Source organism: Pseudomonas sp. FG43 (assembly GCF_057809175.1).
Genome location: NZ_JBMDJL010000009.1, coordinates 115303 through 138193, shown reverse-complemented (window position 1 = coordinate 138193; position 22891 = coordinate 115303). Strand labels below are relative to the sequence as shown.

The window sequence follows — 22891 nt, the reverse complement described above, 5'->3', positions numbered from 1 at the left end:
CCTGCGCAATGCTTCCCTGACTCTCGCCGCCTGCCTGTGTTTGAGCAGCGGCTATGCTTTGGCCGCCGACAAACCGCTGCTGCAGGAAGGCAAGAAAACCCTTTTCCAGCGCGTACTCACCACGCCCGGATGCCACTTGAGCACATCCGCCGGTGGCGTTCCCGGCGCGGAGCAACCGGCGTTCAGCCGCTTCTATGTCTATGAGCATGCCACCACTGGTAATGCTGAATGGCTGAAGGTCGGCCCGGACAGTTTCGGCAAGACCAGCGGCTGGTTGCCTGCAGCCTGCACTGTGGACTGGAAGATGCAGTTGACCCTGGCCTTCACCAACCCGGCCAACCGCGACCGGTTGATGTTCTTCAAGGAGCGCAAGACCCTTGAAGGCATCCTCGATGCGCCGGACCCGGTAAGCCATGTTGCCCCGCTGCGGGCCAAGCTCAAGCAAAACACGCTTGCGCCGGGCGTACTGGCCCAGGAGCCTGAATACTTCATCGACATGCAAAAGCAGTTCTACCTGCTGCCGGTCCTCAGTGGCGAAGAAGTCATGACCGAGGCAGGCTTTCGCACCCGCATTCTCAATGTCGCCTCGGTCAGCAAGGCTGATTCGGCAAATGTCGGACAAGCAGGCCAGACCGGTGCAGCACAGGGTCAGGGCCAGACGCCTGCAGACGCCGCCAGCCAGCTCAAGGAGTTCAGCGCCGCAGTCGTGTTCGTGATCGACTCGACCATTTCCATGGACCCTTACATCGAGCGTACTCGCGAAGCCATCAGCAAGGTCTATGCACAGATTGCCAAGGAAAACCTTGGCCGCCAGGTGAAGTTCGGTCTGGTCGCGTTCCGCTCCAGCACCCAGGCAGTACCAGGCCTGGAATATGTCACCAAGATGTACGCCGACCCCAATACCGTGAAAGACGGTGATGACTTCCTGGCCAAGGCCGCCGATCTCAAGCAGGCGAAAGTATCGAGCAAAAGCTTCGACGAAGACTCGTATGCCGGCGTCATGCAGGCCATTGAGCAGGTGGACTGGAGCCCCTTCGGCGCTCGCTATGTAGTTCTGATTACCGATGCTGGCGCTCTGGAGGGAGACGACAAACTGTCCAAGACAGGGCTGAATGCCGAGCAGGTGCGCATCGAAGCCAGTAACCCTGGCGTGGCCATCTACACCCTGCACTTGAAAACCGCTGCCGGCGTCAAGGATCACGCCAAGGCCGAGGCCCAGTATCAGGCGCTGTCCACCTACAGCGGCACCAACACTTCGTTGTACTACCCGGTGGATGCCGGCGACCTGAATACCTTTGGCAGCAAGGTCGATACCCTGGCCAGCGCCATTACCAGCCAGGTGAAAGCCGCCTACATGGGCGACGATGCCATTGGCAGTGCCATGAACGCCAAGGCCACCCCCGCCGAACAGAAGATGCTCGACGATGCGGCGCTGATCGGTCATGCCATGCGCCTGGCCTATCTGGGTGAGAAAACCGGCACTCAGGCACCGCCGGTCTTCCAGGCATGGATCGCTGACCGTGACCCGATCAAACAGAACGTCCCGACCACTGATGTGCGGGTGCTGCTGACCAAGGCACAACTCAGTGACCTCAGCGACGTGCTGAAAAAAATCCTCGATGCCGCCAACGAAGGCCTGATTTCCCCGAGCGAAATGTTCGGCCGCCTGCGTTCGGTTGCCGCCACCATGGGCACCGACCCCAACCAGCTCAAGCAAAACGGCACCGCCAAACTGTCGGAGCTCGGCGTGCTGGGAGAGTACCTGGAAGACCTGCCCTACCACAGTGAAGTGTTGAACCTGGATGAAGAAACCTGGAAAAGCTGGGATGGCCTGGCTCAGGAAAAATTCATTCGCACCCTTTCGACCAAACTGCGCCATTACCAGGTGTACAACGCCGATGTGGACCGCTGGGTATCACTGGCAGAAGGTAGCGACGCCCGTGACAACGTCTACCCCGTGCCGCTGGAAATGATGCCCTGACATGCTCCGGATCAAGGGACTGAAGATACAGCGAGGAGTCGGCGCAAGTGCGCACCGGGTTCATGTGCCAGAGTTGAATCTGGCACGCGGCGCAGTGCTGGCGATTACTGGTGAGAGCGGTTGCGGCAAAAGCACATTGCTCGAAACGCTGGGGCTACTGCTGGCTCCCGACGCACTTGGACAGTATCAGTTGGGCAGTCAGGACATTGCTGCCCTGCTGGCCGCCGACGATCAAGTGGCACTGGCCGATGTGCGCGCCCGTTCACTGGGTTTTGTGCTGCAAAGCGGCGGGCTGCTGCCTTTCCTCAAGGTCCGGGACAATATCAACCTGCCCAGGCGCCTGCTGGGGCTGAGCAACAAAAGCGATCATGTAGAACGGGCCATCGCGGCTCTGCATCTGGAACCCTTGCTGGAAAAACTGCCTCAGGCGCTGTCCATCGGTGAGCGGCAACGGGTTGCCTGCGTGCGCGCCATTGCCCATCAACCGCAACTCCTGCTGGCTGACGAACCCACAGCGGCACTCGACCCCCACAATGCACGACAACTGTTCGAGTTGCTGCTCGGGCTGGTGGACGAACTAGGCCTCAGCGCGCTGGTGGTTTCCCATGACTGGGGGCTGGTGGACAGCTTCGGTCTGCCGCGCCTGAGTGCAGTCAACCTGCCGGGGGAAACGCGCTTTGAAACGGTCCATTGAGCGCCTCTGCCTGTTGGCAGGCCTGGCTCTGGCCGACCTCTGGCATGACCGAAAGGTGTCCTTGTGCATAGCGGCCTCGCTGGTGGCAGTGATTGCTCCCCTGCTGTTGTTGTTCGGACTCAAGCATGGCGTGGTCAGCCAGTTGCAGGGTGAGTTACTTCGCGACCCACGCAATCTGGAAATCAAGCTATTGAGCAGCGGCAACTATGACCAGCAATGGCTGAGCGCACTGCAACAGCGGCCGGAAACCGGTTTTGCCCTTGGTATGACCCGCTCGCTCAATACCCAAGCCGACCTGATCGGCAGCAAAGGCCGTTTTGTCGACAACGCCGAAATCATTCCCACCGCTGTCGCAGACCCGTTATTGAACATGCCTGCCAGCGCACTTCTGCCTGACCAGGTGATTCTCAGCTCTGCAGCTGCCGAACGTCTTTCCCTGATAACCGGCGATACTCTGCGCCTGCGTGTGCAGCGACGTCTGGACGGAGCCCTTGAAAGAGGCGAAACCTCCCTGACCCTGGTTGCCACCCTGCCCGCTGCGGGCTTTTCGCGTCCGGCGGCATTCGTCCATCCCGAACTGCTGCTGCAACTGGAGCGCTTTCGCGATGGCTATGCGGTCGATGCCCTTGGCGCCACAAGCGGCCAGCCATCAGAACGCCTGACGCCCCGCTATGCTCGCGCCCGCCTGTATGCACGAGACATCGAAAGTGTCGCGCCGCTGGAGCGCTGGCTGAACGCACAGCACATTGAAACCGGTAGTCGACTGGCCGATATCGAGAATGTCAAAGCGATAAACCATGTGCTGGGTGTGATCTTCGGAGTCATTGCCGGTGCAGCCTTGCTGGGCTGTATCGCTTCGTTGGTGGGCGCCTTTCTCGCCAATATCGACCGTAAACGCCGCAGCCTGGCCTTGTTGCGACTGCTGGGTTTTACCGGCCCGGCCGTTGCAGGTTACGTGGTCTTGCAGGCCGTGGTGCTGGCATTGGCAGGCTACCTCGGCGGCCTGTGTTTCTACCTTGCCGGAAGCCAGGCCTTTAACCAACTACTGGGTGGACAACGCATCACCGGCAGTTTCGTTTGCCACATCACCCCTTTGCACGGCCTGGCAGCACTGGCGCTCGCCCTTGCAGTCGCGGCGCTGGTCGCACTGGTCGGTGCCACACGGGCTATCAGAATCCAACCTGCGGAGAGTCTTCGTGAACTCTAGACACTGGCGCCACTTGCTGTTTGTGCCACTAGCCCTGGCCAGCCTTCAGGCTTCGGCTGCCTGGGAAGAGAAACTCTACAACCCAATGCCCGCTGCAGAAGATGTGGTATTGCCCATGCCTTGCGACGGCGCCATGGTGTTTCGCAAAGTATTCATTCCCCTGGCAGGCCCGCTGGACGACTACCCCATCAATATAGGTGGCGACAACAGCGAATGGGGCTATGTGGAACAGACTCACCCGGCATTCATAGCGGGCAGCTTCACCGCCGAGAAAACCGCCAAATCGCGTTACTACCTGCTGGCCAAATACGAGATGACGGACCTGCAATACCGCGCCCTGACGCAGGCAGAATGTCCGACGCCCTCGAACAAGCAACGCTTTCCAGCAGTCTCCCTGAGCTGGATGCAGGCCATGGAAGCCGCCGACAAATACAACCTGTGGTTGCGCCAGAACGCAGCCGACAAGTTGCCTAAGGAAGATGGAGTGGCCGGTTTTGTGCGTTTGCCGACAGAAGTGGAATGGGAGTTTGCAGCTCGCGGCGGGCTGAATGTCAGCACTGCCGAGTTCCGGGATCTGCGCTATCCGATGCCAGACGGACTGAACGCTTATGAATGGTTCGCCGGTGCCCAGTCTTCCAACGGCCAATTGCAACTGGCGGGCCTGCTCAAGCCCAACCCCCTGGGCCTGCACGATATGCTCGGCAACATCGATGAGATGATGTTCGAGCCGTTCCGCCTGAACAAGCTCGACCGCCAGCACGGTCAGGCCGGTGGCTATGTGGTGCGCGGTGGCGACTACCGCACGGCCCAGGGTGAATTGCGTAGCGCTTTGCGCAAGGAGCGCAATTACTACGAAGACAAGACCGCCGCTACCAGCAAGACTACAGGTCTGCGTCTGGCACTGGTGTCCAGCACTCTCACCTCCCGCGAGCGGGTCAGCAGTATTGAAAGCAGCTGGAAAAAACTTGGCACCGGCAGTGGCGAAGCAGCTCAAGGTAACGACAAGAATGCCGTGCAGGCGCTTGGCACTCTGGCTTCGGGGGTTGCCGACGAAGCCTTGAAGGAACAGCTCAAGACCCTGGAAAACCAGCTGCGCGCCAGCAACCAGCAGCAGGAAGAAACCCGTGACCAGGCCATACGCGCCAGCCTCAATCTGGGTGCGTTCCTGTGCACCAAGATGCTCGACGACGGCAAGTACCTGGACTTCCTGCAGAAGAACTACGAGCTCAACTGCTCGGCAAGCGAGCAGGACAGCAGTTGCCCGATGCGCAAAAGCAAACTCGACGAACAGAAAGATCGTCTGCACAAGCTAAGCCGCTACTACGCCAGCAGTCTGGTGGATTCCGGCACCCTTTATGGCGAACCGCTGTTGGCCCGACAAGTACCGGTCATGGGTGAAATCGTCGCCCGCAACGAACAGCTCAAAGAGCTCAAGCCGTATCTGCAGACCCACTGGGTCAATCAGCAGGCCTTTCTCAAAACCCAGAAAATCGACACCGATGCCTGGCTTGGCCGCTGCAAGGCCGTCAGTCAGTAATTAGATGCACCGTTTACCACCAGGAGCTGTAGCATGAAACAAGTATGTGATTATCTTCCCAAGGCCATGCTGGGCCTGTTTCTGTCCGTCAGTCTGGTACTGGGCGGTTGCGCTCACACAGGCAGCAATATGCTTGGCGAGACCGGCACGGCACCCGACCCTCGCCTGACCCAGAGCGCCGACGCCAAGTTCTTCTCCTCCTCGGGCCTGACAGCCTGTGCCGGCGCTGCAGGAGTGGGCATTCTGGCGTGCGCAGTGGCCAACCCCAACGACAAGGTCAAATGCATGGTGGTAGCCGGTATCGCCGCATGCGGCGTGGCCATGGGTGCCAACTATTACTACGACTATCGCCGCAGCCAGTACTCCAACACGACCCAGCGTCTGCAGTTGATGAATGACGAAGTCAAAGCCGATACCGATAAAGTCGCCTTGCGTACCGCCACCCTGCAGCAGGTGATCAACGACGACAAAGGACGTATCGCCGATATACAGAAGTCAATCCAGAACAAGACCGTGGACAAGGCCAAGGCCCAGCAGGAAATCGCCAGCGTCGACAGTAACATCACGCAAATGCGCAAGGACCTGGACGGCATGCGCAACAAAGTGACCGAATACCAGAAAACCGCGCAACTCGAGCGTACCAACGGCGGCGGCAAGCAAGTTACCGAAATCGAAGGTGAAATTGCCAAAATGAACACCAAGGTCGCGTCCCTGCAAAAGGAAGTCGACGGCCTTTATAGCCAGCGCTCGGCTATCACTCTGGGTTGAGGTGGACATGATCATTCGCGCATTGCTGGTCAGTTCAGGGCTGTTGCTGTTGGGTGGCTGTGCCACTCAACCGGGTAGCTGCGACTCAAACAATACCGAGGCCAGCCTGATCACCAAGATGAACTGCGATCATTCGGGTGGCTACAGCGACCAGATCCGCCAGCGTGAGCAGGCATTGGCGGCGGCACGCAACGAAAACGCCGCCTTCCACGAGGTCTACGACAATCTGGTGGCCCAACAGCAAGCCACCAGCAAAAACCTGGCCGAACAACAACGCCAACAGGCCGTGCTGGACACGTCCATGAGCAAACTGCTGGGTCAGCTCAAGACCCGTCATGCCAACAAGTCCCAGGTTCAACAGCAGATCGCCGACCTGGAAAAACAGATGGCCGCTCAGAAAAAACTCACCGCCAGCACAGATCCGTCAGTAATCGAAGCCCGCAAGCTGGAGCTCAAAACCCTGCAGCAGAAGGTTTCAAGGCTGCAACTCAGCCTCGGCTACGAATGACCCTTTCTTGAGGCCCTGCGGGGCCTCTTCCTGTTCTGGACCCGCACCATGCAACGCATCACCCGCGACACCACATCCCATCCTCCAGAACTGCTGCGTAGCCTGGAAAGCAAGGTCGAACTGCTGCACCGTCACTTTCCGCCCAGTGTTGCCAGCCTTTATGCCATCCCGCGAGCCGGAACCCAGGACACGCTGCAATGGTGGTCGGAACTCGGAGGCCAGCCGCTGACCTATGAAAGCCTTGGCCCCACAGCACGGCAAGCGCTTCTGGCTCGCTACGAACAACGCCAGCAGGCCATCCGGCAATTGGCGGATGAGCTGAAAGCCCGCGGCAAGACCGAGGATTCTCAGGCACTGAACACCCTGATCGGTGCGCCGGATCTGAACAATCTCTACAGCCTGAACGATGAACCGGTAGTGGTTCGCTGGGGCCTGAAACCCAAATTGCCACCCGTTGTACCACCCGTGTCCAGTCCCGCGCCTTCACCCGGAGTGACGTCAAATCGCTGGTGGCTGCGCATTCCCCTGTGGTTGCTATTGTTGCCTTTGCTGCTTCTGTTGCTGTGGCTGCTCTGGACCTGGCGAGGCAGCTTGTGGAACCTGATTTATCCAACGCCCATAGAAAGTTATGCCTGCACCGCGAACGCGCCCAAACCGGATTTCGTGGTGGTGCTGGACACCTCCGGCTCGATGAACATCAATATCAATGCAACGGCCGCAGACGAAGAATGGCTTTCTCAGGTAGGTCAGAGCCTGCCTGAAACCAACCCTAGAAAAGCCCGCCTGCTGGCAGAACCCACCCGCATGACAGTGGCCAAGCAATCCTTTGCGGCCATGATCGATCAACTGCACCCGGACATCGATACCCGCCTGATTACCTTCAGGGGCTGCGCCAATACGGTGGATCAGGGCTTGTTCGGCCGCAACGCACGGCCACAGCTGATTGCCGGCGTCAACCAGCTTCAGGCAGATGACGGCACACCTTTGGCAGACAGTCTTGCCAAGGCAGCCAGCAAGGTCGACGGGCGCTTCAAGGATGCGGTCGTGGTGATGTTTGTCGACGGAGAAGATGGTTGTGAGCAGAACGCTTGCGAGGTGTCGGCACGTATCGCCAGCCAGCAGCCACGGCTGCGAGTGAACGTGGTCAATATCAGTGACAGCGCCCTGTCCAACTGCATCGCCGAAAACACGGGAGGCCGGGTCTATGCGGCAAACAATGCCGTAGAGGTGCAGCGCATGCTGCGTGAAGCCATGGATGAGGTATCGGACAAACCGAACTGCTCGGGCGAGCAGAGGCCATAACGATCCGGAGAATGGCCTGAAGCGGCTCACGCCGCTTCAGGTTGTTACTTGCCGGAATGGCTTCAGACGTCGAAGCGATCCAGGTTCATCACTTTGGTCCAGGCGGCAACGAAGTCGCTGACAAACTTCTCCTGGGCGTCAGCACTTGCATAGACTTCGGAGATTGCCCGCAGTTGAGCGTGGGAGCCGAAGACCAGATCGACGCGGGTACCGGTCCATTTCACCTGACCGGTCTTGCGATCACGTCCCTGAAAGCTGTCGTTGGCGCCTGAAGTCGCATTCCACGCTGTCCCCATATCGAGCAGGTTGACGAAGAAGTCGTTGGTCAGCGCCTCTGGCCGCTTGGTAAACACGCCATGCTGGCTGCTGTCGGCATTGATATTCAGGACCCGCAGGCCTGCCAGCAACACGGTCAGCTCAGGTGCGGTCAGGGTCAGCAGTTGCGCCTTGTCCACCAGCAGCGCTTCGGCCGATACCTTGTAGTTGCCTTTCAGGTAGTTACGGAAGCCATCGGCGATGGGTTCGAGGAAACCGAAGGATTCCACGTCGGTCTGCTCCTGCGAAGCATCGGTGCGGCCCGGTGTGAATGGGACCTTGACGCTCTGCCCGGCATTGCTGGCTGCTTTTTCGATGCCTGCGCTACCCGCAAGGACGATCAGGTCGGCCAGGGAAATCTTCTTGCCCCCAGCCTGTGCGCTGTTGAATTCGGCCTGAATCCCTTCAAGTGTTTTCAGTACTTTCGCCAGTTGTTCAGGCTGGTTGACCGGCCAGTCTTTCTGCGGAGCCAGACGGATACGCGCACCATTGGCACCGCCGCGCTTGTCGGAACCACGGAAGGTCGACGCCGATGCCCATGCGGTGGACACCAGTTGCGAAACAGACAGGCCCGAAGCCAGGATCTTGCTCTTGAGGGCTGTAACGTCGCTGTCATCCACAAGGGCATGGTCGAGTGCTGGAAGCGGGTCTTGCCAGAGCAGTTCTTCGGTGGGGTTTTCCGGCCCGAGATAACGTGCCAGCGGCCCCATGTCGCGGTGGGTCAGTTTGAACCAGGCGCGGGCAAAGGCGTCGGCCAGTTGATCCGGGTTGGCGAGGAAGCGACGGGAAATCGGCTCATAGATCGGGTCGAAACGCAGCGCCAGGTCGGAGGTCAGCATGCTCGGCGCATGGCGTCTGGAAGGGTCATGGGCATCAGGCACAGTACCGGCGCCCTCGCCGTTCTTCGGTGTCCACTGATGAGCGCCTGCCGGGCTTTTGGTCAGTTCCCAATCGAAGCGGAACATGTTTTCCAGGTACTCGTTGCTCCACCTGGTTGGCGTGGAAGTCCAGGTCACTTCCAGACCGCTGGTGATGGTGTCAGCGCCCTTGCCGGTGCCAAAGCTGTTTTTCCAGCCAAAGCCCTGCTCTTCCAGACCAGCGGCTTCAGGCTCGGCGCCTACATGGCTTGCCGGACCTGCACCGTGGGTCTTGCCGAAGGCGTGACCGCCCGCGATCAAGGCAACGGTTTCTTCGTCGTTCATGGCCATGCGGCCGAAGGTTTCGCGAATGTCCTTGGCGGACTCGACAGGGTCCGGGTTGCCTTCAGGGCCTTCCGGGTTTACGTAGATCAGGCCCATCTGCACGGCGGCCAGCGGGTTTTCCAGATTGCGCCCTTCACTGTCGGTGCGCTTTTCTTCGCTGCCATGCAGTTCAGGCTCGGCCACCAGAACGCCCTCGCCCGGTGGCTGCGCGTCCTTGCCATAGCGGGTTTCACCGCCCAGCCAGGTGGTTTCAGAACCCCAGTACACGTCTTCTTCTGGTTCCCACACGTCAGGGCGACCGCCAGAGAAGCCGAAGGTCTTGAAGCCCATGGACTCCAGCGCCACGTTGCCGGTGAGGATGATCAGGTCGGCCCAGGAGATCTTGCGGCCGTATTTCTGCTTGATTGGCCAGATCAGGCGACGTGCCTTGTCCAGGCTGACGTTATCCGGCCAACTGTTGAGCGGCGCAAAACGCTGCTGACCCGCACCGGCACCGCCACGCCCATCGGCTGTACGGTAAGTGCCAGCACTGTGCCAGGCCATGCGCACGAACAGCGGACCGTAATGGCCGAAGTCGGCTGGCCACCAGTCCTGGGAATCGGTCATCAGGGCATGCAGGTCTTTCTTTACGGCCTCCAGGTCGAGGCTTTTGAACGCTTCTGCGTAATCGAATGCCTCACCCAGAGGATCGGACAAGGATGAGTGCTGATGCAGGATCTTCAGATTGAGTTGCTCTGGCCACCAGTCTCGGTTCGTTGTACCACCACCTGCTGCATGGTTGAACGGACATTTTGATTCGGTTGACATTTACGGCTACCTCTTGGTCTGCATCCTGCTATCCGGCCAGGCCTGAAGCCCGGGCCGCGACAGATGATGTCTATGGCATATACAGGGCCCACGCTTGTATGGGCTCCGTTCTCACGGCGGTGCTCGTTATCGACCATCAAGTAACTGTCTCAGGGCTTGGGTCGGCATCGATTAGCCTAGACGAGTCCATGATGCAGAGCTAGAGAGGAATCTGACAGGCAACAAAAAACCCGCGGCCACCCTGAGCGGGCGACAGCGGGTTTCGGATGTTGCGCAGCTTACTTGCTGTCAGGCAGCGCGTAAGCGATCACATAATCGCCACGATCAGGGGACTGACGGGCACCACCGGCAGTGATGACGATGTACTGCTTGCCGGTCTTGGGCGAGACATAGGTCATCGGGCCACCCTGGCTGCCAACCGGCAGACGGGCTTTCCAGGCTTCTTCGCCGTTGGCGGAGTTGAAGGCGCGCAGGTAGTAATCCTGAGTACCGGCGATAAACACCAGACCGCCCTGAGTGGACAGCGTACCGCCCAGAGTCGGCATGCCGATCGGCAACGGCAGGTGCATCTTGACACCCATGGGGCCTGTGTCTTCAACGGTGCCAACCGGCACTTGCCAGGCGACTTTCTGGGTTTTCATGTCGATGGCGGTCAAGGTGCCGAAAGGTGGCGCCTGACAAGGAATACCGGCCACCGACAGGAAGCGGTTCTTGTTCACGGCGTACGGCGTGCCCTTGAGCGGTACTGCGCCCATGCCAGTGTTCAGTGCTTCGCCACCGGAAGATGCCTTGGCATCTTTTTCCTGGGGAACCATCTGGATCCACAGGCCCAGACGCATGTCGTTGACGAAGATGAAGCCATGCACCGGATCCGTCGAAATGCTGCCCCAGTTCAAGCCACCCAGAGAACCCGGGAAGCTCAGCGAGACGTCAGTGCCCGGCGCGGTGTACAGGCCTTCATAACGCATTTTCTTGAACGAGATACGGCACAGCATCTGATCGAATGGAGTCGCGCCCCACATGTCCGACTCCGTCAGGTGTGGCGCACCGATCTGTGGCATGCCCACCGACAGAGGCTCGGTCCTGGAGTAAGGCTCGTTGGGAATGTTGGACGGCTTGACCGGGATCTCGTCAACCTGGGTCAGTGGCTGACCAGTGGCACGATCCAGCACGAAGATCTGACCGGCCTTGGTCCCGATCACCACTGCCGGCACCTTGCTGCCATCTGCTTTGGTGAAATCGATCAGGCTTGGCTGCATCGGCAGGTCAAAATCCCACAGGTCGTTATGAACGGTCTGGTAGACCCACTTCTCTTCGCCCGTGGTGGCATTCAATGCCAGCACGGAAGCGCCGTACTTGTGATCCAGCGCAGTACGTTCCACACCATAGATGTCGGTGGACGAGCTGCCCATGGGCAAGAACACGGTATTCATCGCCGGGTCGTAAGACATCGGTGCCCAGCTATTGGGCGTACTGCGCACATACGTGCGGCCTTCAGCCGGTGCTTTCTTGTCTTCAGGGTTGCCTGGGTCGAACGCCCAGCGCATTTCACCGGTCACCACATCGAAACCACGGATGACGCCACCGGGCATGTCAGCCTGAACGTTGTCAGCGACACGACCGCCGACAACCACTGTTGTACCGGCCATCAAGGGTGCCGACGACAGTTGGTAGTAAGCATCCGGGACCTTGCCCAGACCGGTTTTCAGATCGATCTGGCCATTATTGCCGAAGCCCTGGCAGAACTCGCCGGTATCGGCATCCACGGCAATCAGGCGCGCATCAATGGTGTTGGTCAACAAACGACGCTGGCAATTGGCACCCGCCGGTACAGAAACGGCCTTGGCTGGCGTGCTGCCGTCGGTTGGTTGAGCAACGGCTGCGGTGGCGTCGAAGTAAGCCAGGCCACGGCAACGCTGCCAGACCGCCGCCTGAGCGTTGATCTCGTTCTTCCACAGCTTTTTGCCGGTGTCGGCGTCCAGCGCAATGATGTTGTTGTGCGGGGTGCAGATAAACACCTTGTCGCCCACCTGCAACGGAGTGGTCTGGTCTTCAGCACCATTACCATTGCTGATTGCGATGTCGCCGGTGTTGTAAGTCCAGGCCGGTACCAGCTTCGAGACGTTGCTGCGGTTGATCTGATCCAGCGCCGCGAAACGGCTACCGCCTTCATCGTTACCGTAATGCTGCCAGTCTTTCTGTGCCTTTGCCGGGTCGACGCCAGTCAGGCCCGGGCCGTTTCCGGTAGGCGAAACCGAAGCGTGAGGCACGAACATTCCCGCACCCGCCGCAACAATCGCGATGGCCAGAACACCACCCAGGGCATAACCGGAACGACCCGCTTCCCGGCCATTCGCCTTACGCAAGGCCGGGTAGATCAGTGCCACCAACAGGCTCAAGACACCCAGAGCGAACAGCCGCGAAATCAGCGGCCAGAAATTCAGCCCGGCATCGGCCAGCGCCCAGATCAGCGTCAGCACCATCACTGCTGCGAACAGCCAGGCACCCGCCAGGCGTTGTTTGAAGAGCAGGACACCTGATGCGATCAGGCCAAGACCGGCCAGCAGGAAATACCAACTGCCGCCCAGGGTGACGAGATAGCCGCCGCCTGCGGCGAAAAGCAATCCAAATACCAGCACACCCAGAGCGACAACCCGGATGGGCCAGCGACTGAAGGATGCCGAAGGTTGAGACTTAGTCATGTTGCATGATCCCGCTGATGCATGAACGTTACGAAGGAAAGAGTCTTTCGAGCAGCTTGAAACAGAAGCCGCTGAAGGGTTTTTCAGGGGCTGGGCATCCTTTCTGATGCCAGCAAAAATTATTAACTAAACGGTTAATATTGGTAACGATACCAAAAAAATCTTTATCCGCGTCAATTTGTCACTCTCACAAAATGAGAATAACTATTACATAAACAGTAACAATCCACTCATCTGGAAAGGAATGAAAGTGCCGATGGGAATCTTCAGCGACATTGGTCAGAATACGAATCAAGGAATCGTTCTCATCCGCAGGTGTTTCTCATGCAACTCCACCACCCCGCTGGCGCACGTGCTCATATTCTGGCCATAGAAGATGATCCACTGCTGGCAGCTCATCTTCAGAGCCACCTCAGCGAACGCGGTTTTACGGTGACCCTGCGCCATGATGGCGACGAGATTCTGGAACTGGTACGTTCGCAGGACTTCGACCTGATCCTGATGGACATCATGTTGCCCGACAGCAACGGCCTGGAAATCCTGGCCCGGCTGCGCCAACGCCAACGCTTGCCGGTGATCCTGATGTCGGCACTGGGCGCCGAGCAGGATCGTATCGTCGGCTTCAGCCAGGGCGCGGATGATTACTTGCCCAAGCCCTTCAGCATGCTGGAGATGGATGTGCGTATCGACGCCATTCTGCGCCGCGTGGCGTACGAGCATGAAGCACAGACAAGGATCGTCAGTAATGAATCGCAGTTGACCTTCGACGAGCAGCGCGCCGACGTCTGCCTGAATGACCAGTGGGCCGATCTGAGCACCACCGAATACCGGATTCTGGAAACGCTGGTACGACACATGGGTGAAGTGCTGGGCAAGGCTTTCCTCTATCAGCAGGCCATGCACCGGGCGTACTCGCAGCATGACCGCAGCCTGGACATGCATGTCAGCCGCATCCGCCGCAAATTGCAGGCCATCGGTTATAACGACAAGCGCCTTGAGACGGTGCGGGGCATGGGTTACGTGCTGACCCGGTTGACGCCATGAAGCTGCCCAATCGCCACTCACTGCTGTGGAAACTCATCGGTGGCCTTGCCCTGCTCTGCCTGCTGATGGCCAGCCTGCAAACCGACCTGAACCGCAGACTCAACGAGGCGACAGAGCGGTTATCCGAACCGACCAAGCGTGCCCTTAACGACTACGCACGACGGGCCGAAGCCGCCTGGCAGAAGCGCGGCGCCAGCGGAGTCGACGAGGTGCTTCGCGAGCTGCGCAGCCGGGAAAAGGTCTGGGCTGTGGTCGTGGACAGACAACAGAACTCACTGTCTTCACAGCCTTTGACGGAGCCGGAACTGGAAAGGCTGCATTTCGTACGCAGGCTCGATGGCATGGTGGGACGCCCCGGCGGTGTACCCACTTTTTACATCCCGTTCAAAGACACTGAAGCACGCCTGGTAATGGATCTGCCCGGCCACTTTCATCCTCGCCAGCACAACGAGCTGTGGGACCTGCTGCTGCAAAAAGTGCTTCCTGCCAGCCTGGCACTGCTGCTGGCCGCTCTGCTGTACCGCATTCTGATCTCGCCCATCGTGATCCTTCACCGCCAGGCCAATGCCTTGAGCACCGGAGATCTAGCGGCGCGAGTCGAGCCACAGGTAGCAGAGCGCCGTGACGAACTGGGCGAGCTGGCACGAGCCTTCAATCAGATGGCCGGGCGTCTGGAGAACACCGTGGTCTTTCAGCGCCGCCTGCTGCGCACACTGTCCCATGAATTGCGCACACCGCTCAGCCGCTTGCGGGCAGCCGGCGAGCGTGAACTGGATATCGACACCATGCGTCAGCGCCAGGAACGCGAAGTGCAGATCATGGAAAAGCTCATCAGCGACACCCTGGAACTCGTGTGGCTGGATACCGAACGCCCTGCTCTGCCACTGGAAACCGTAGAAGTGAAAGAGCTGTGGAACCTGTTGTGCGAGGACGTGTGCTTCGAGACCAACTGGCCCATGGAGCGGCTGCCATGCGACTTGCCGTCCGACTGCTACGTCAGCGGCAACCTGAATGGTCTGGCGCAGGCGTTGGAAAACATCCTGCGCAACGCCATTCGCCACTCTCCGGATGACGGCGTGGTCCGCCTGACCGGTTGCCGCGAAGGTGGCTACTGGCACCTGTGGATCGAAGATCAGGGGCCAGGTATCGAGCCCGAAAAACTGGAGCATGTCTTCCAGCCGTTCACCCGCCTCAACGCTGAACGCCCGGGAGGTGAAGGCTTCGGCCTTGGGCTTTCCATCGCCCGCAGCATCGTTGAATTGCAGAACGGACAAATCTGGGCAGAGAACGCCACACCGGGGCTGCGCCTGCATCTACGTTTGAGAAGTGTATAAAGTGTAAAAAAGATTTACTCCCATATGAGAATAAATACCATCTGCATCCAGTCCGGCAGCAGAGAGAGCCCACGCCTCTCTGCACGCCATGAATGTCACAGGAGTGTTGCAGATGCATCCGCGATTCAAGCTCAGCCACCTTTGCCTGGCCCTGCTGGCCGCCTGCCCGTCAGTGGCGATGGCCGAAACGCCAGAGTCCATCCGATCCGAAAAGACCGATGACTCCGTCCAGTTGGCCGACACCCATGTGGTGGCCACTGCCGAGCAAGAGCTGAAACAGGCATCGGGTGTGTCGCTGATCAGCGCCGATGACATCAAGAAACGCCCTCCGGTCAATGACCTCTCCGATATCGTGCGCAAGATGCCGGGCGTCAACCTGACCGGCAACAGCGCCAGCGGCGCACGTGGCAACAATCGCCAGATCGACCTGCGCGGCATGGGGCCGGAGAACACTCTGATCCTGATCGATGGCAAACCCGTCACATCGCGTAACTCCGTACGCTACACCCGCTCCGGCGAGCGTGATACCCGCGGCGACAGCAATTGGGTACCCGCCAGCGAAGTCGAAAGCATCGAAGTACTGCGCGGCCCGGCTGCGGCCCGTTATGGCTCGGGCTCCATGGGTGGTGTAGTGAACATCATCACCAAACGACCGACCGAATCCCTCACCGGCTCGGTCACCGCCTACACCAACCTGCCGGAAGACGATGCGGAGGGCATGACCAAACGCACCACGTTCAGCCTCGCCGGCCCGTTGACCGATGCCCTCACCTTTCGCGTCTACGGCAACCTCAACAAGACCGATGCGGACGATGCCGACATCAACCAGGCACACACCGATACCGCTTCTGGTGCATCGCTGGCGGCGGGTCGCGAAGGTGTGCGCAACAAGGATATAAACGGGCTGTTGAGCTGGGCGCTGGACACCAACCAGACCCTCGACTTTGAAGCCGGTTACAGCCGTCAGGGCAATATCTATGCAGGTGATGTCGGCACTGGCGGCACAGACGCGCTGGTCAACGGCAGTACCGTCAACAACTGGCTGGGCCGGGAAACCAACACGATGTATCGCCAGAACTTCTCGGTCACCCATAACGGTGACTGGGCGTTCGGCACTTCACGCCTGCTGGCGCAGTATGAGAAGACCCGCAACAACAGGTTGCTGGAAGGACAGACCGGTAGCGTCGATGGCGATATCAGTGCCAATGCGGACAAGAGCACCAGCACCTATGACAGCTACCTGCTGCAAGGACAACTGGATATCCCGCTGGAATTCCTGCGCCCGCAGACACTGACTGTCGGCGCCGAGTGGAACCGTCAGGAGCTGGATGATCCCAGCACCATGGACCGCGACATCGGCACCACGCTGCCCAACTCGGCAGCCGGGTCGCGTCCGACCAACATGGACGCCACCATCATGGCTGTGTTCCTCGAAAACAATATCGAGCTGACGCCAAAATGGTTCCTGACTCCGGGCGTACGTCTCGACCATCACGATCAGTTCGGCGCCAACTGGAGCCCAAGCCTCAACTCCTCCTACAAGCTGACCGATGACATCACACTGAAAGGCGGTATTGCCAGGGCCTTCAAGGCACCGAATCTGTACCAGTCCAACCCGAACTACCTGTACCGCAGCAACGGCAATGGCTGCGCACCGAGCCTGAACTCAACCGGTTGCTATGTGCTGGGTAACGAAAACCTCGACCCGGAAATCAGCATCAACAAGGAATTGGGCATCAGTTTTGTCAGAGATGGCTGGAGCGCCGGGCTCACCTATTTCCGTAACGACTACGAGAACAAGATCGTCTCGTCCAACGACCTGACCGGCCGGACGGCGAACAACGAGGCCATCCTGCGCTGGGACAATGCCGAGGATGCCGTGGTCAAGGGCTGGGAAGGCAATATCGGCGTCCCGCTGCTGGGCCAGAACGGCGACATCCTGAGCTGGAACACCAACCTCACCTACATGCAATCCAACGAGGATGATGACGGCAACCCGCTGTCGGTAGTGCCCGAATACACGGTCAACACCATGCTCGACTGGCAGGCTACCGAAGCACTGTCCCTGAGCCTGACAGGCACCTACTACGGCAAGCAGGAACCACGAGTCACCAACCCGCTTCGGGGTGTCGCCGTCACGGCAGAGAACGAGATGAGAACCCTCGATCCTTACCATGTCTGGGGTATTGGCGGGACTTACGAGATCAACAAGAACCTGTCGATCGGTGCCGGTCTCAACAATATGTTCGACAAGCGTATCTATCGCGAAGGCGCTGGCACCAGCGCGGGTGCCAGCACTTACAACGAGCCGGGACGCTCGGTCTATGCGTCCATCACCACGTCGTTCTGAAGCTGACCTGACGCTTGTAATGCAGGCCCGACCGGGAAACCGGTCGGGCCTTCATGCGCACGCGGCCTGATGAGTATCACCCATGAAAACACGATCCTTTTCCTGGTCCACCGTCTCACGGATTGTCGCCGCGCTGCCGGGTGGATATCTGTTCACCTATGCCTTTACCGCAGCACTGGCGCGCCTGTTGCCGCTGGACAAGGTTGATGCGCTGGTGGTCTCCACTTTGCTGTCCTTTGTGGTTTACACCCTCGTCATCCTCTGGGCCTTCAGTTGCCGCAGCGCTTGGCGGGCCTGGGGCGGTCTGACATTGGCGTTGCCCTTGGCAGCCATCGGCTTCTGGCCGCAATTGCTGGAGCAACTGGCATGAAACACAAGACCCTCACTCAATCGCTGGCCTGGCTGCACACCTGGAGCGGCCTGGTCTTTGGCTGGTTGCTGTTTTCGATCTTTCTTACCGGCACACTGGCGGTCTTCGACAAAGAGATCGATGGCTGGATGCGACCGGAAATACCGGCGCATTCGTTTGATCAGGCGCAAGTGACGCAGCGCGCACTCGACTACCTGCAAGCCCATCACCCCAAGGCCAGCGCCTGGAACATCGGCCTGCCCAATGAGCGCTCGCCCAATCTGGTGGTGTCCGCCGGAGAACAGCGACGCGGCGGCGGCACCTATCTGGACCCTTATACCAGCGAACCTCTGGATGTACGCGCGACGGCAGGTGGCGGGTTCTTTTTCCTCTTTCACTTCACCCTCAACCTGCCGCGCAATATCGGCATCTGGATAGTAGGCCTGGCCGCCATGGTCATGCTGGCGGCACTGGTCAGCGGCATCGTGATTCACAAGAAGTTCTTCAAGGAATTCTTCACATTTCGTCCGGCCAAGGGCCAGCGCTCCTGGCTGGACGCCCATAACGCCACAGCCGTGCTGGTGCTGCCGTTTCACCTGATGATCACTTACACGGGGCTGGTGATTTTCTACCTGATCTACATGCCAGCGGCGACAGATGCTCTGTTCGACGGCAACCGCGATGCCCTGAGTCGTGCAATCCGTGGCGGGCCGACAACCGAGCAACAGGGTCAACGGCCAGAACAATCGGCAAGGCGTGGCGAGGCAACAAGCACAGCAACGCTGACACCGTTAGGTCCGCTGCTGGCTGAGGCCGAGCGATTGATGGGGCCGGTGGCCGGGTTCTCTATCCAGAACCCCGGCAGCAGCGCTGCCAGAATCGAAGTGCGGCCCGTGCTGGGCAACCGTATCGAACTGACCAAGGGCCAGAGCATGCTGTTCGATGGCGTGACCGGCAAGATCCTGCGCCAACCTCCAGAAAGTCGCCCAAGCCTGCTGACCCAGAAAGTCATGGCCGGCCTGCACTTCGCCCAGTTCGGCGGCTACCCGATGCGCTGGCTGTACTTCATCTGCGGCCTGGCCAGTTGCGCGATGATCGCCACCGGCATGGTGCTGTTTACTGTCAAGCGACGCCGACGCCACGACAATGAAGGTGCCATCGGCGCGGCGCTCTACCACAGCGCCGAACGCCTGAACGTCACCGTAATCGCGGGTTTGATGCTGGCCTGCGTCGCGTTCCTGTGGGCTAACCGCCTGCTGCCGACAGAACTGGCCCAGCGCGGTCAGTGGGAGATCCGCGTGTTCTTTATCGTCTGGCTGTTGAGCCTCGGCCATGCCATTGTCCGACCATGGCTGGCCGCCTGGCGCGAACAACTGGCCCTCACCGCCCTGCTCTGCATCAGCCTGCCGCTATTGGCACTGACCACCACAAATCGCGGCGAACATTTCGTTCTGGAAGCCACGACCGTAGTCCTCGGCATCCTGCTGGGCTGGACCTGCTGGAAAATAGGCCAACCCGCCAGGGAACGCCCCGCAAAACACCCCTCCACCGCCACAGCGCAGGTCAACTGAATGAGCATTGCATTGATCACCAGCCTGCTCCTGGCCTACAGCGGCATGCTGGGTTTGTGTCTGGGGCTGGAGCGGCATTACAAACAGCTGTCGCAACGCCCGCCGTCCAAAGTATTACGCCACACCCTGCGCAGTGCCGGCTGGCTGGCATTGGCGGGCAGTTTCCTCAGCAGCGTTCAGGTCTGGGGCTGGGCCATGGGACCAGTGGGCTGGCTGGGGCTGGTTTCAATGACAGGCCTGGCGCTGGTCTTGTTGCTGCCGTATGCCATACGACTGGCCGTGGGAGTGAGTGGCGCCGGTTGGATACTGCTCGGGGTGTTCACCCTCTCGGCATAGGAGCGAACTCATTCGCGAATGACGATTTTTCGCGAATGAATTCGCTCCCGGGTTTTACCCGAGGGACGGCTCTTCATCTTCGTCTATCGGCGGGTTTACCGGCAGATCAGGATCGTCGCTCTGGTCATTTGTGAGATCATCAAGCGCTGGATCAGCCTCGGGCAGGGAGTCCGGTTCATACCCTGTTTCGTTATCTGTCGGTCTGGTAGCGGGGCTTTGCGAAACATTGCCCGGTGCATTCTCATCAATTTCCATGACCACTCTCCGCGTGAAGCGCAGGATATCCGCGCCTTATAGTAAGAAACGCGATAGATCCGGGAGTGCAAGGGAAACGATGAGTGGCGGATTATCAGCCCGGATAACGGGTTTCCATGACCACCGACAGGGCATCCGGCCTCCAGAACTCCTGATCGAACTCTACGGGCTGGTCCTGCTCACCAAAATTCAAGCGCTCCAGATACAAACTGCTCGACCCCACTGTCAGCTGCAATAACTCGGCCTGATGCGCATCCACGATGCTGTTGTGCATGGTCAGTTCGCAGCGGGACTGAACCCGCCTGAAGCGTTCCCTCACCCGTCTCCAGACACTCGATTTGCGGTCACGCATAGCCTGTAGGACCGGATTTATCCGGGAAGACATTCTTGTGAGCGATGAAGATTCAATGAATGCCTCCATCATCGCCAAAATACATCACACCATGATATAAAAGCCGCCCTTCCCTCAACCGAAGCGACGCTCCCCCATGGCTGACACCCTCCACAAGCAGGATTTTGAAACCCTGTCCGAATTCCGCTACCAACTGCGGCGCTTCCTGCGTTTTTCCGAAGAGGCCGTGCAAGCCTGTGGAGTTACTTCCCAGCAGTACCTGCTGATGTTGCACACCCAGGGTTTCAGCGAGCGTGAGTGGGCAACCGTGGGTGAACTGGCGGAGCGTTTGCAGATCGTGCCTCATGGCGCAGCGGCGCTGGTGAAGCGCTGCGAGGCGCTGGGGTTGGTGCAGACGCAGCGCAACGTCGCGGACCGACGAGAGGTCCAGGTCAGTCTTACGGGCAAAGGCAGCGAGGTGCTGGCGCAACTGGCTTTTCTGCATCGAGAAGAACTCAAGTCGGCGGGCAAGCGTTTCCGCGTGCCTTTCGAGCAGGAGTAATCCCAAAAACATGCCTTCACCCTCCAACACAACCCTTGTGGCGCGCTTGCGCTCGCTATGGCCTGCACCCCACGCCATCGACACCCGAGAGAAAGTACGCGCCAGCATCGGCGCGGCCTTGGGCATTCTGTTGGTCGCCACCGTTGCTGCACTCTGGCTGCACGGCGCACACGCCATAGAGAACAGCTTTCTGGCCATGGCCATCGTCGCGCCCATCGGGGCCAGTGCGGTACTGGTGTTTGCCGTCCCATCGAGTCCCTTGGCGCAGCCCTGGTCTGTGGTGGGCGGCAACACGGTCTCGGCGCTGGCAGGCATTGCCTGCGCCAAATGGATTCCCGATGCCACGCTGGCTGCCGCGCTGGCGGTCAGTCTGGCGATTGCCGCGATGCTGGCGACCCGTTGCCTGCATCCGCCGGGAGGCGCTGCGGCGCTATTGATGGTGATTACCGGTTGCGATCAGTTTGTGTACGCACTGAGCCCGGTCATGCTCGACTCGTTGCTGCTGGTAGCAGCCGGCGTGATCTACAACAATCTGACCCGCCGCCCCTGGCCGCATGTCCAGCAGGCAAAAAGCGACTCGCCTGCCAGCCGTTTCAGTGATGCGGATCTGGATGCCGCCCTCGCCCATTACAACCAGGTGCTGGACGTCAGCCGTGACGACCTTCACGAACTGCTGGAGCGTGCGGAGGCCTCGGCCTACCAGCGCAATATGGGCGAGATCCGCTGCGCAGACGTGATGAGCACTACGCCGATTGTCGCCCGTCAGGAAATGCCCCTGCGCGAGGCCTGGGCCTTGATGCGTCGACACAAGATCAAGGCCTTGCCGGTGATCGACCGGCAACGCCATCTGATGGGCATCGTGACAGTGGCGGATTTCATGAAGCAGATCGACCTGGACGCCCACGAAGGCGTGGGCTGGCACCTGAGGGCACTGCTGCGTCAAGTGAGCAACAAACAACCGGCGAGTATCGTCGGCGAGATCATGACCCGCAAAGTGCGCGTCGCCAGCGCCGAACGCCTGCTGACCGATCTGGTGCCAGTGTTTTCGGAAAATGGCCATCGGCATGTTCCGATCATCGACGCCCAGCGGCACCTGGTGGGCATCATTACCCAGTCCGACTTGATCAAGGCGCTGTATACGGCTGTGCGGGTCTAGAGCGCTTTCAAATAAAAACGCCCCTACACCCACACACTCAAACACGCAAAAGCGCTGCTCGTCGGGCTACCAGACCGGGCGCTTAATTGGTGTTCTGATTAACAAAGCTACTGACTGCACGCACCACAGAGTTCGCACCTTGCTGAATCTCCTGGATCACACGGTCTGCATCATTGGCCAGTGTCAGCGCCTCAGAGGCCTGCTCGGTGCTGCGCTCAATCACGCCAACAGCCCCCGAAGCAAGGCTCTGGTTTTCCTTGACCACACTCACAATATCTTCCGTTGCCTTGGTGGTTCGAGAAGCCAGTTGCCGCACCTCATCGGCCACTACGGCAAAACCTCTGCCCTGCTCACCGGCGCGGGCAGCTTCGATGGCAGCGTTGAGAGCGAGCAGGTTCGTCTGCTCGGCAATACTGCTGATGGTCTTGACGATTGTCCCGATAACCTGGCTCTGGGAATCAAGCGCTTCAATGCCTTGAGTCGCCTCTTGCATGGACCGGGTCAGACGATCCAGAACCTCAACCGTACTCTTGATGACTTCACGTCCCTGCTGGGCAGAGCTGTCAGTCTGGACAGAGGT

General features: G+C 59.5%; 19 protein-coding genes and 1 pseudogene. 15 read left to right on the top strand and 5 right to left on the bottom strand.

Features of this window, described 5'->3' with window-relative positions:
- Window position 1 precedes the first annotated feature (1 nt).
- The 7 genes from ACODS3_RS13140 (at window position 2) to ACODS3_RS13110 (ending at window position 7997) form a co-directional block, all read left to right on the top strand.
- The gene (locus tag ACODS3_RS13140) at window positions 2–1981 is read left to right on the top strand and encodes a vWA domain-containing protein (RefSeq protein WP_489034732.1); all 1980 of its coding nucleotides are present in this window, start codon (window positions 2–4) and stop codon (window positions 1979–1981) included.
- 1 nt (window position 1982) lies between these two features.
- Window positions 1983–2675: an ABC transporter ATP-binding protein gene (locus ACODS3_RS13135; RefSeq protein ID WP_122321365.1), complete on the top strand. Its 693-nt coding sequence runs from the start codon at window positions 1983–1985 to the stop codon at window positions 2673–2675.
- Window positions 2659–3882 (top strand): FtsX-like permease family protein, encoded by a 1224-nt coding sequence (locus tag ACODS3_RS13130; protein WP_201019165.1) that lies wholly within the window; start codon window positions 2659–2661, stop codon window positions 3880–3882. The genes ACODS3_RS13135 and ACODS3_RS13130 overlap by 17 nt, the downstream gene beginning before the upstream one ends.
- Before the next feature lie 85 nt (window positions 3883–3967).
- Entirely contained in the window at window positions 3968–5419 is a 1452-nt protein-coding gene (locus tag ACODS3_RS13125) for a formylglycine-generating enzyme family protein (RefSeq protein WP_304575153.1), read from the top strand.
- 33 nt (window positions 5420–5452) lie between these two features.
- A complete protein-coding gene (locus ACODS3_RS13120; RefSeq protein WP_201019163.1) occupies window positions 5453–6187 on the top strand; it encodes a hypothetical protein in 735 nt (244 codons plus the stop codon).
- A 7-nt stretch (window positions 6188–6194) separates the two neighbouring features.
- Complete coding sequence (locus ACODS3_RS13115; protein WP_025260439.1) at window positions 6195–6695, top strand: hypothetical protein; 501 nt, start codon at window positions 6195–6197, stop codon at window positions 6693–6695.
- Window positions 6696–6743: 48 nt separating this feature from the next.
- Entirely contained in the window at window positions 6744–7997 is a 1254-nt protein-coding gene (locus ACODS3_RS13110) for a vWA domain-containing protein (protein ID WP_489034652.1), read from the top strand.
- Window positions 7998–8059: 62 nt separating this feature from the next.
- Here the strand turns inward: ACODS3_RS13110 and katG are convergent, their stop codons facing one another.
- Entirely contained in the window at window positions 8060–10321 is a 2262-nt protein-coding gene (gene katG / locus ACODS3_RS13105) for a catalase/peroxidase HPI (protein WP_201019161.1), read from the bottom strand.
- 278 nt (window positions 10322–10599) lie between these two features.
- Window positions 10600–13023 carry a glucose/quinate/shikimate family membrane-bound PQQ-dependent dehydrogenase gene (locus ACODS3_RS13100; protein WP_489034650.1) on the bottom strand — a complete coding sequence of 808 codons (2424 nt, stop codon included), beginning with the start codon at window positions 13021–13023 and terminating at the stop codon, window positions 10600–10602.
- Window positions 13024–13347: 324 nt separating this feature from the next.
- Between ACODS3_RS13100 and ACODS3_RS13095 the strand changes: the two genes are divergently transcribed.
- The 6 genes from ACODS3_RS13095 (at window position 13348) to ACODS3_RS13070 (ending at window position 20007) form a co-directional block, all read left to right on the top strand.
- Complete coding sequence (locus tag ACODS3_RS13095) at window positions 13348–14067, top strand: response regulator transcription factor (protein WP_201019159.1); 720 nt, start codon at window positions 13348–13350, stop codon at window positions 14065–14067.
- The gene (locus tag ACODS3_RS13090) at window positions 14064–15401 is read left to right on the top strand and encodes a sensor histidine kinase (RefSeq protein ID WP_201019158.1); all 1338 of its coding nucleotides are present in this window, start codon (window positions 14064–14066) and stop codon (window positions 15399–15401) included. The genes ACODS3_RS13095 and ACODS3_RS13090 overlap by 4 nt, the downstream gene beginning before the upstream one ends.
- Window positions 15402–15513: 112 nt before the next feature.
- Window positions 15514–17751 (top strand): FepA family TonB-dependent siderophore receptor, encoded by a 2238-nt coding sequence (locus ACODS3_RS13085; protein ID WP_489034648.1) that lies wholly within the window; start codon window positions 15514–15516, stop codon window positions 17749–17751.
- An 82-nt stretch (window positions 17752–17833) separates the two neighbouring features.
- Window positions 17834–18121, top strand: a complete 288-nt coding sequence (locus tag ACODS3_RS13080) for a DUF3649 domain-containing protein (protein WP_489034646.1) — start codon at window positions 17834–17836, stop codon at window positions 18119–18121.
- Window positions 18118–19671 carry a PepSY-associated TM helix domain-containing protein gene (locus ACODS3_RS13075; RefSeq protein ID WP_489034644.1) on the top strand — a complete coding sequence of 518 codons (1554 nt, stop codon included), beginning with the start codon at window positions 18118–18120 and terminating at the stop codon, window positions 19669–19671. The genes ACODS3_RS13080 and ACODS3_RS13075 overlap by 4 nt, the downstream gene beginning before the upstream one ends.
- Window positions 19672–20007, top strand: coding sequence for a DUF3325 domain-containing protein (locus ACODS3_RS13070; RefSeq protein WP_489034643.1), 336 nt, complete (start codon window positions 19672–19674; stop codon window positions 20005–20007).
- A gap of 54 nt (window positions 20008–20061) precedes the next feature.
- On the opposite strand, the gene ACODS3_RS13065 is transcribed toward ACODS3_RS13070, so the two are convergent.
- Both ACODS3_RS13065 and ACODS3_RS13060 read right to left on the bottom strand, forming a co-directional pair.
- Window positions 20062–20262: a hypothetical protein gene (locus ACODS3_RS13065; protein ID WP_489034641.1), complete on the bottom strand. Its 201-nt coding sequence runs from the start codon at window positions 20260–20262 to the stop codon at window positions 20062–20064.
- A gap of 94 nt (window positions 20263–20356) precedes the next feature.
- Window positions 20357–20614 carry a UTRA domain-containing protein gene (locus ACODS3_RS13060; protein WP_489034639.1) on the bottom strand — a complete coding sequence of 86 codons (258 nt, stop codon included), beginning with the start codon at window positions 20612–20614 and terminating at the stop codon, window positions 20357–20359.
- A 136-nt stretch (window positions 20615–20750) separates the two neighbouring features.
- Between ACODS3_RS13060 and ACODS3_RS13055 the strand changes: the two genes are divergently transcribed.
- Together ACODS3_RS13055 and ACODS3_RS13050 are read left to right on the top strand one after the other, a co-directional pair.
- Window positions 20751–21155: a MarR family winged helix-turn-helix transcriptional regulator gene (locus tag ACODS3_RS13055; protein WP_025260451.1), complete on the top strand. Its 405-nt coding sequence runs from the start codon at window positions 20751–20753 to the stop codon at window positions 21153–21155.
- Window positions 21156–21165: 10 nt separating this feature from the next.
- A complete protein-coding gene (locus tag ACODS3_RS13050; protein WP_489034636.1) occupies window positions 21166–22311 on the top strand; it encodes an HPP family protein in 1146 nt (381 codons plus the stop codon).
- 82 nt (window positions 22312–22393) lie between these two features.
- On the opposite strand, the pseudogene ACODS3_RS13045 reads toward ACODS3_RS13050, so the two are convergent.
- Window positions 22394–22825 (bottom strand): annotated as a pseudogene (locus ACODS3_RS13045) (methyl-accepting chemotaxis protein); the annotation flags it as partial.
- Between the last annotated feature and the right edge of the window lie 66 nt (window positions 22826–22891).

Coding starts and splice junctions, on each gene's coding strand:
- ACODS3_RS13125 (WP_304575153.1), top strand. CDS start 3,968: ATGCCCGCTGCAGAAGATGTGGTATTGCCCATGCCTTGCGACGGCGCC.
- ACODS3_RS13075 (WP_489034644.1), top strand. CDS start 18,118: ATGAAACACAAGACCCTCACTCAATCGCTGGCCTGGCTGCACACCTGG.
- ACODS3_RS13120 (WP_201019163.1), top strand. CDS start 5,453: ATGAAACAAGTATGTGATTATCTTCCCAAGGCCATGCTGGGCCTGTTT.
- ACODS3_RS13080 (WP_489034646.1), top strand. CDS start 17,834: ATGAAAACACGATCCTTTTCCTGGTCCACCGTCTCACGGATTGTCGCC.
- ACODS3_RS13085 (WP_489034648.1), top strand. CDS start 15,514: ATGCATCCGCGATTCAAGCTCAGCCACCTTTGCCTGGCCCTGCTGGCC.
- ACODS3_RS13115 (WP_025260439.1), top strand. CDS start 6,195: ATGATCATTCGCGCATTGCTGGTCAGTTCAGGGCTGTTGCTGTTGGGT.
- ACODS3_RS13110 (WP_489034652.1), top strand. CDS start 6,744: ATGCAACGCATCACCCGCGACACCACATCCCATCCTCCAGAACTGCTG.
- ACODS3_RS13070 (WP_489034643.1), top strand. CDS start 19,672: ATGAGCATTGCATTGATCACCAGCCTGCTCCTGGCCTACAGCGGCATG.
- katG (WP_201019161.1), bottom strand. CDS start 10,321: ATGTCAACCGAATCAAAATGTCCGTTCAACCATGCAGCAGGTGGTGGT.
- ACODS3_RS13065 (WP_489034641.1), bottom strand. CDS start 20,262: ATGGAAATTGATGAGAATGCACCGGGCAATGTTTCGCAAAGCCCCGCT.
- ACODS3_RS13090 (WP_201019158.1), top strand. CDS start 14,064: ATGAAGCTGCCCAATCGCCACTCACTGCTGTGGAAACTCATCGGTGGC.
- ACODS3_RS13135 (WP_122321365.1), top strand. CDS start 1,983: ATGCTCCGGATCAAGGGACTGAAGATACAGCGAGGAGTCGGCGCAAGT.
- ACODS3_RS13095 (WP_201019159.1), top strand. CDS start 13,348: ATGCAACTCCACCACCCCGCTGGCGCACGTGCTCATATTCTGGCCATA.
- ACODS3_RS13100 (WP_489034650.1), bottom strand. CDS start 13,023: ATGACTAAGTCTCAACCTTCGGCATCCTTCAGTCGCTGGCCCATCCGG.
- ACODS3_RS13050 (WP_489034636.1), top strand. CDS start 21,166: ATGCCTTCACCCTCCAACACAACCCTTGTGGCGCGCTTGCGCTCGCTA.
- ACODS3_RS13055 (WP_025260451.1), top strand. CDS start 20,751: ATGGCTGACACCCTCCACAAGCAGGATTTTGAAACCCTGTCCGAATTC.
- ACODS3_RS13060 (WP_489034639.1), bottom strand. CDS start 20,614: ATGCGTGACCGCAAATCGAGTGTCTGGAGACGGGTGAGGGAACGCTTC.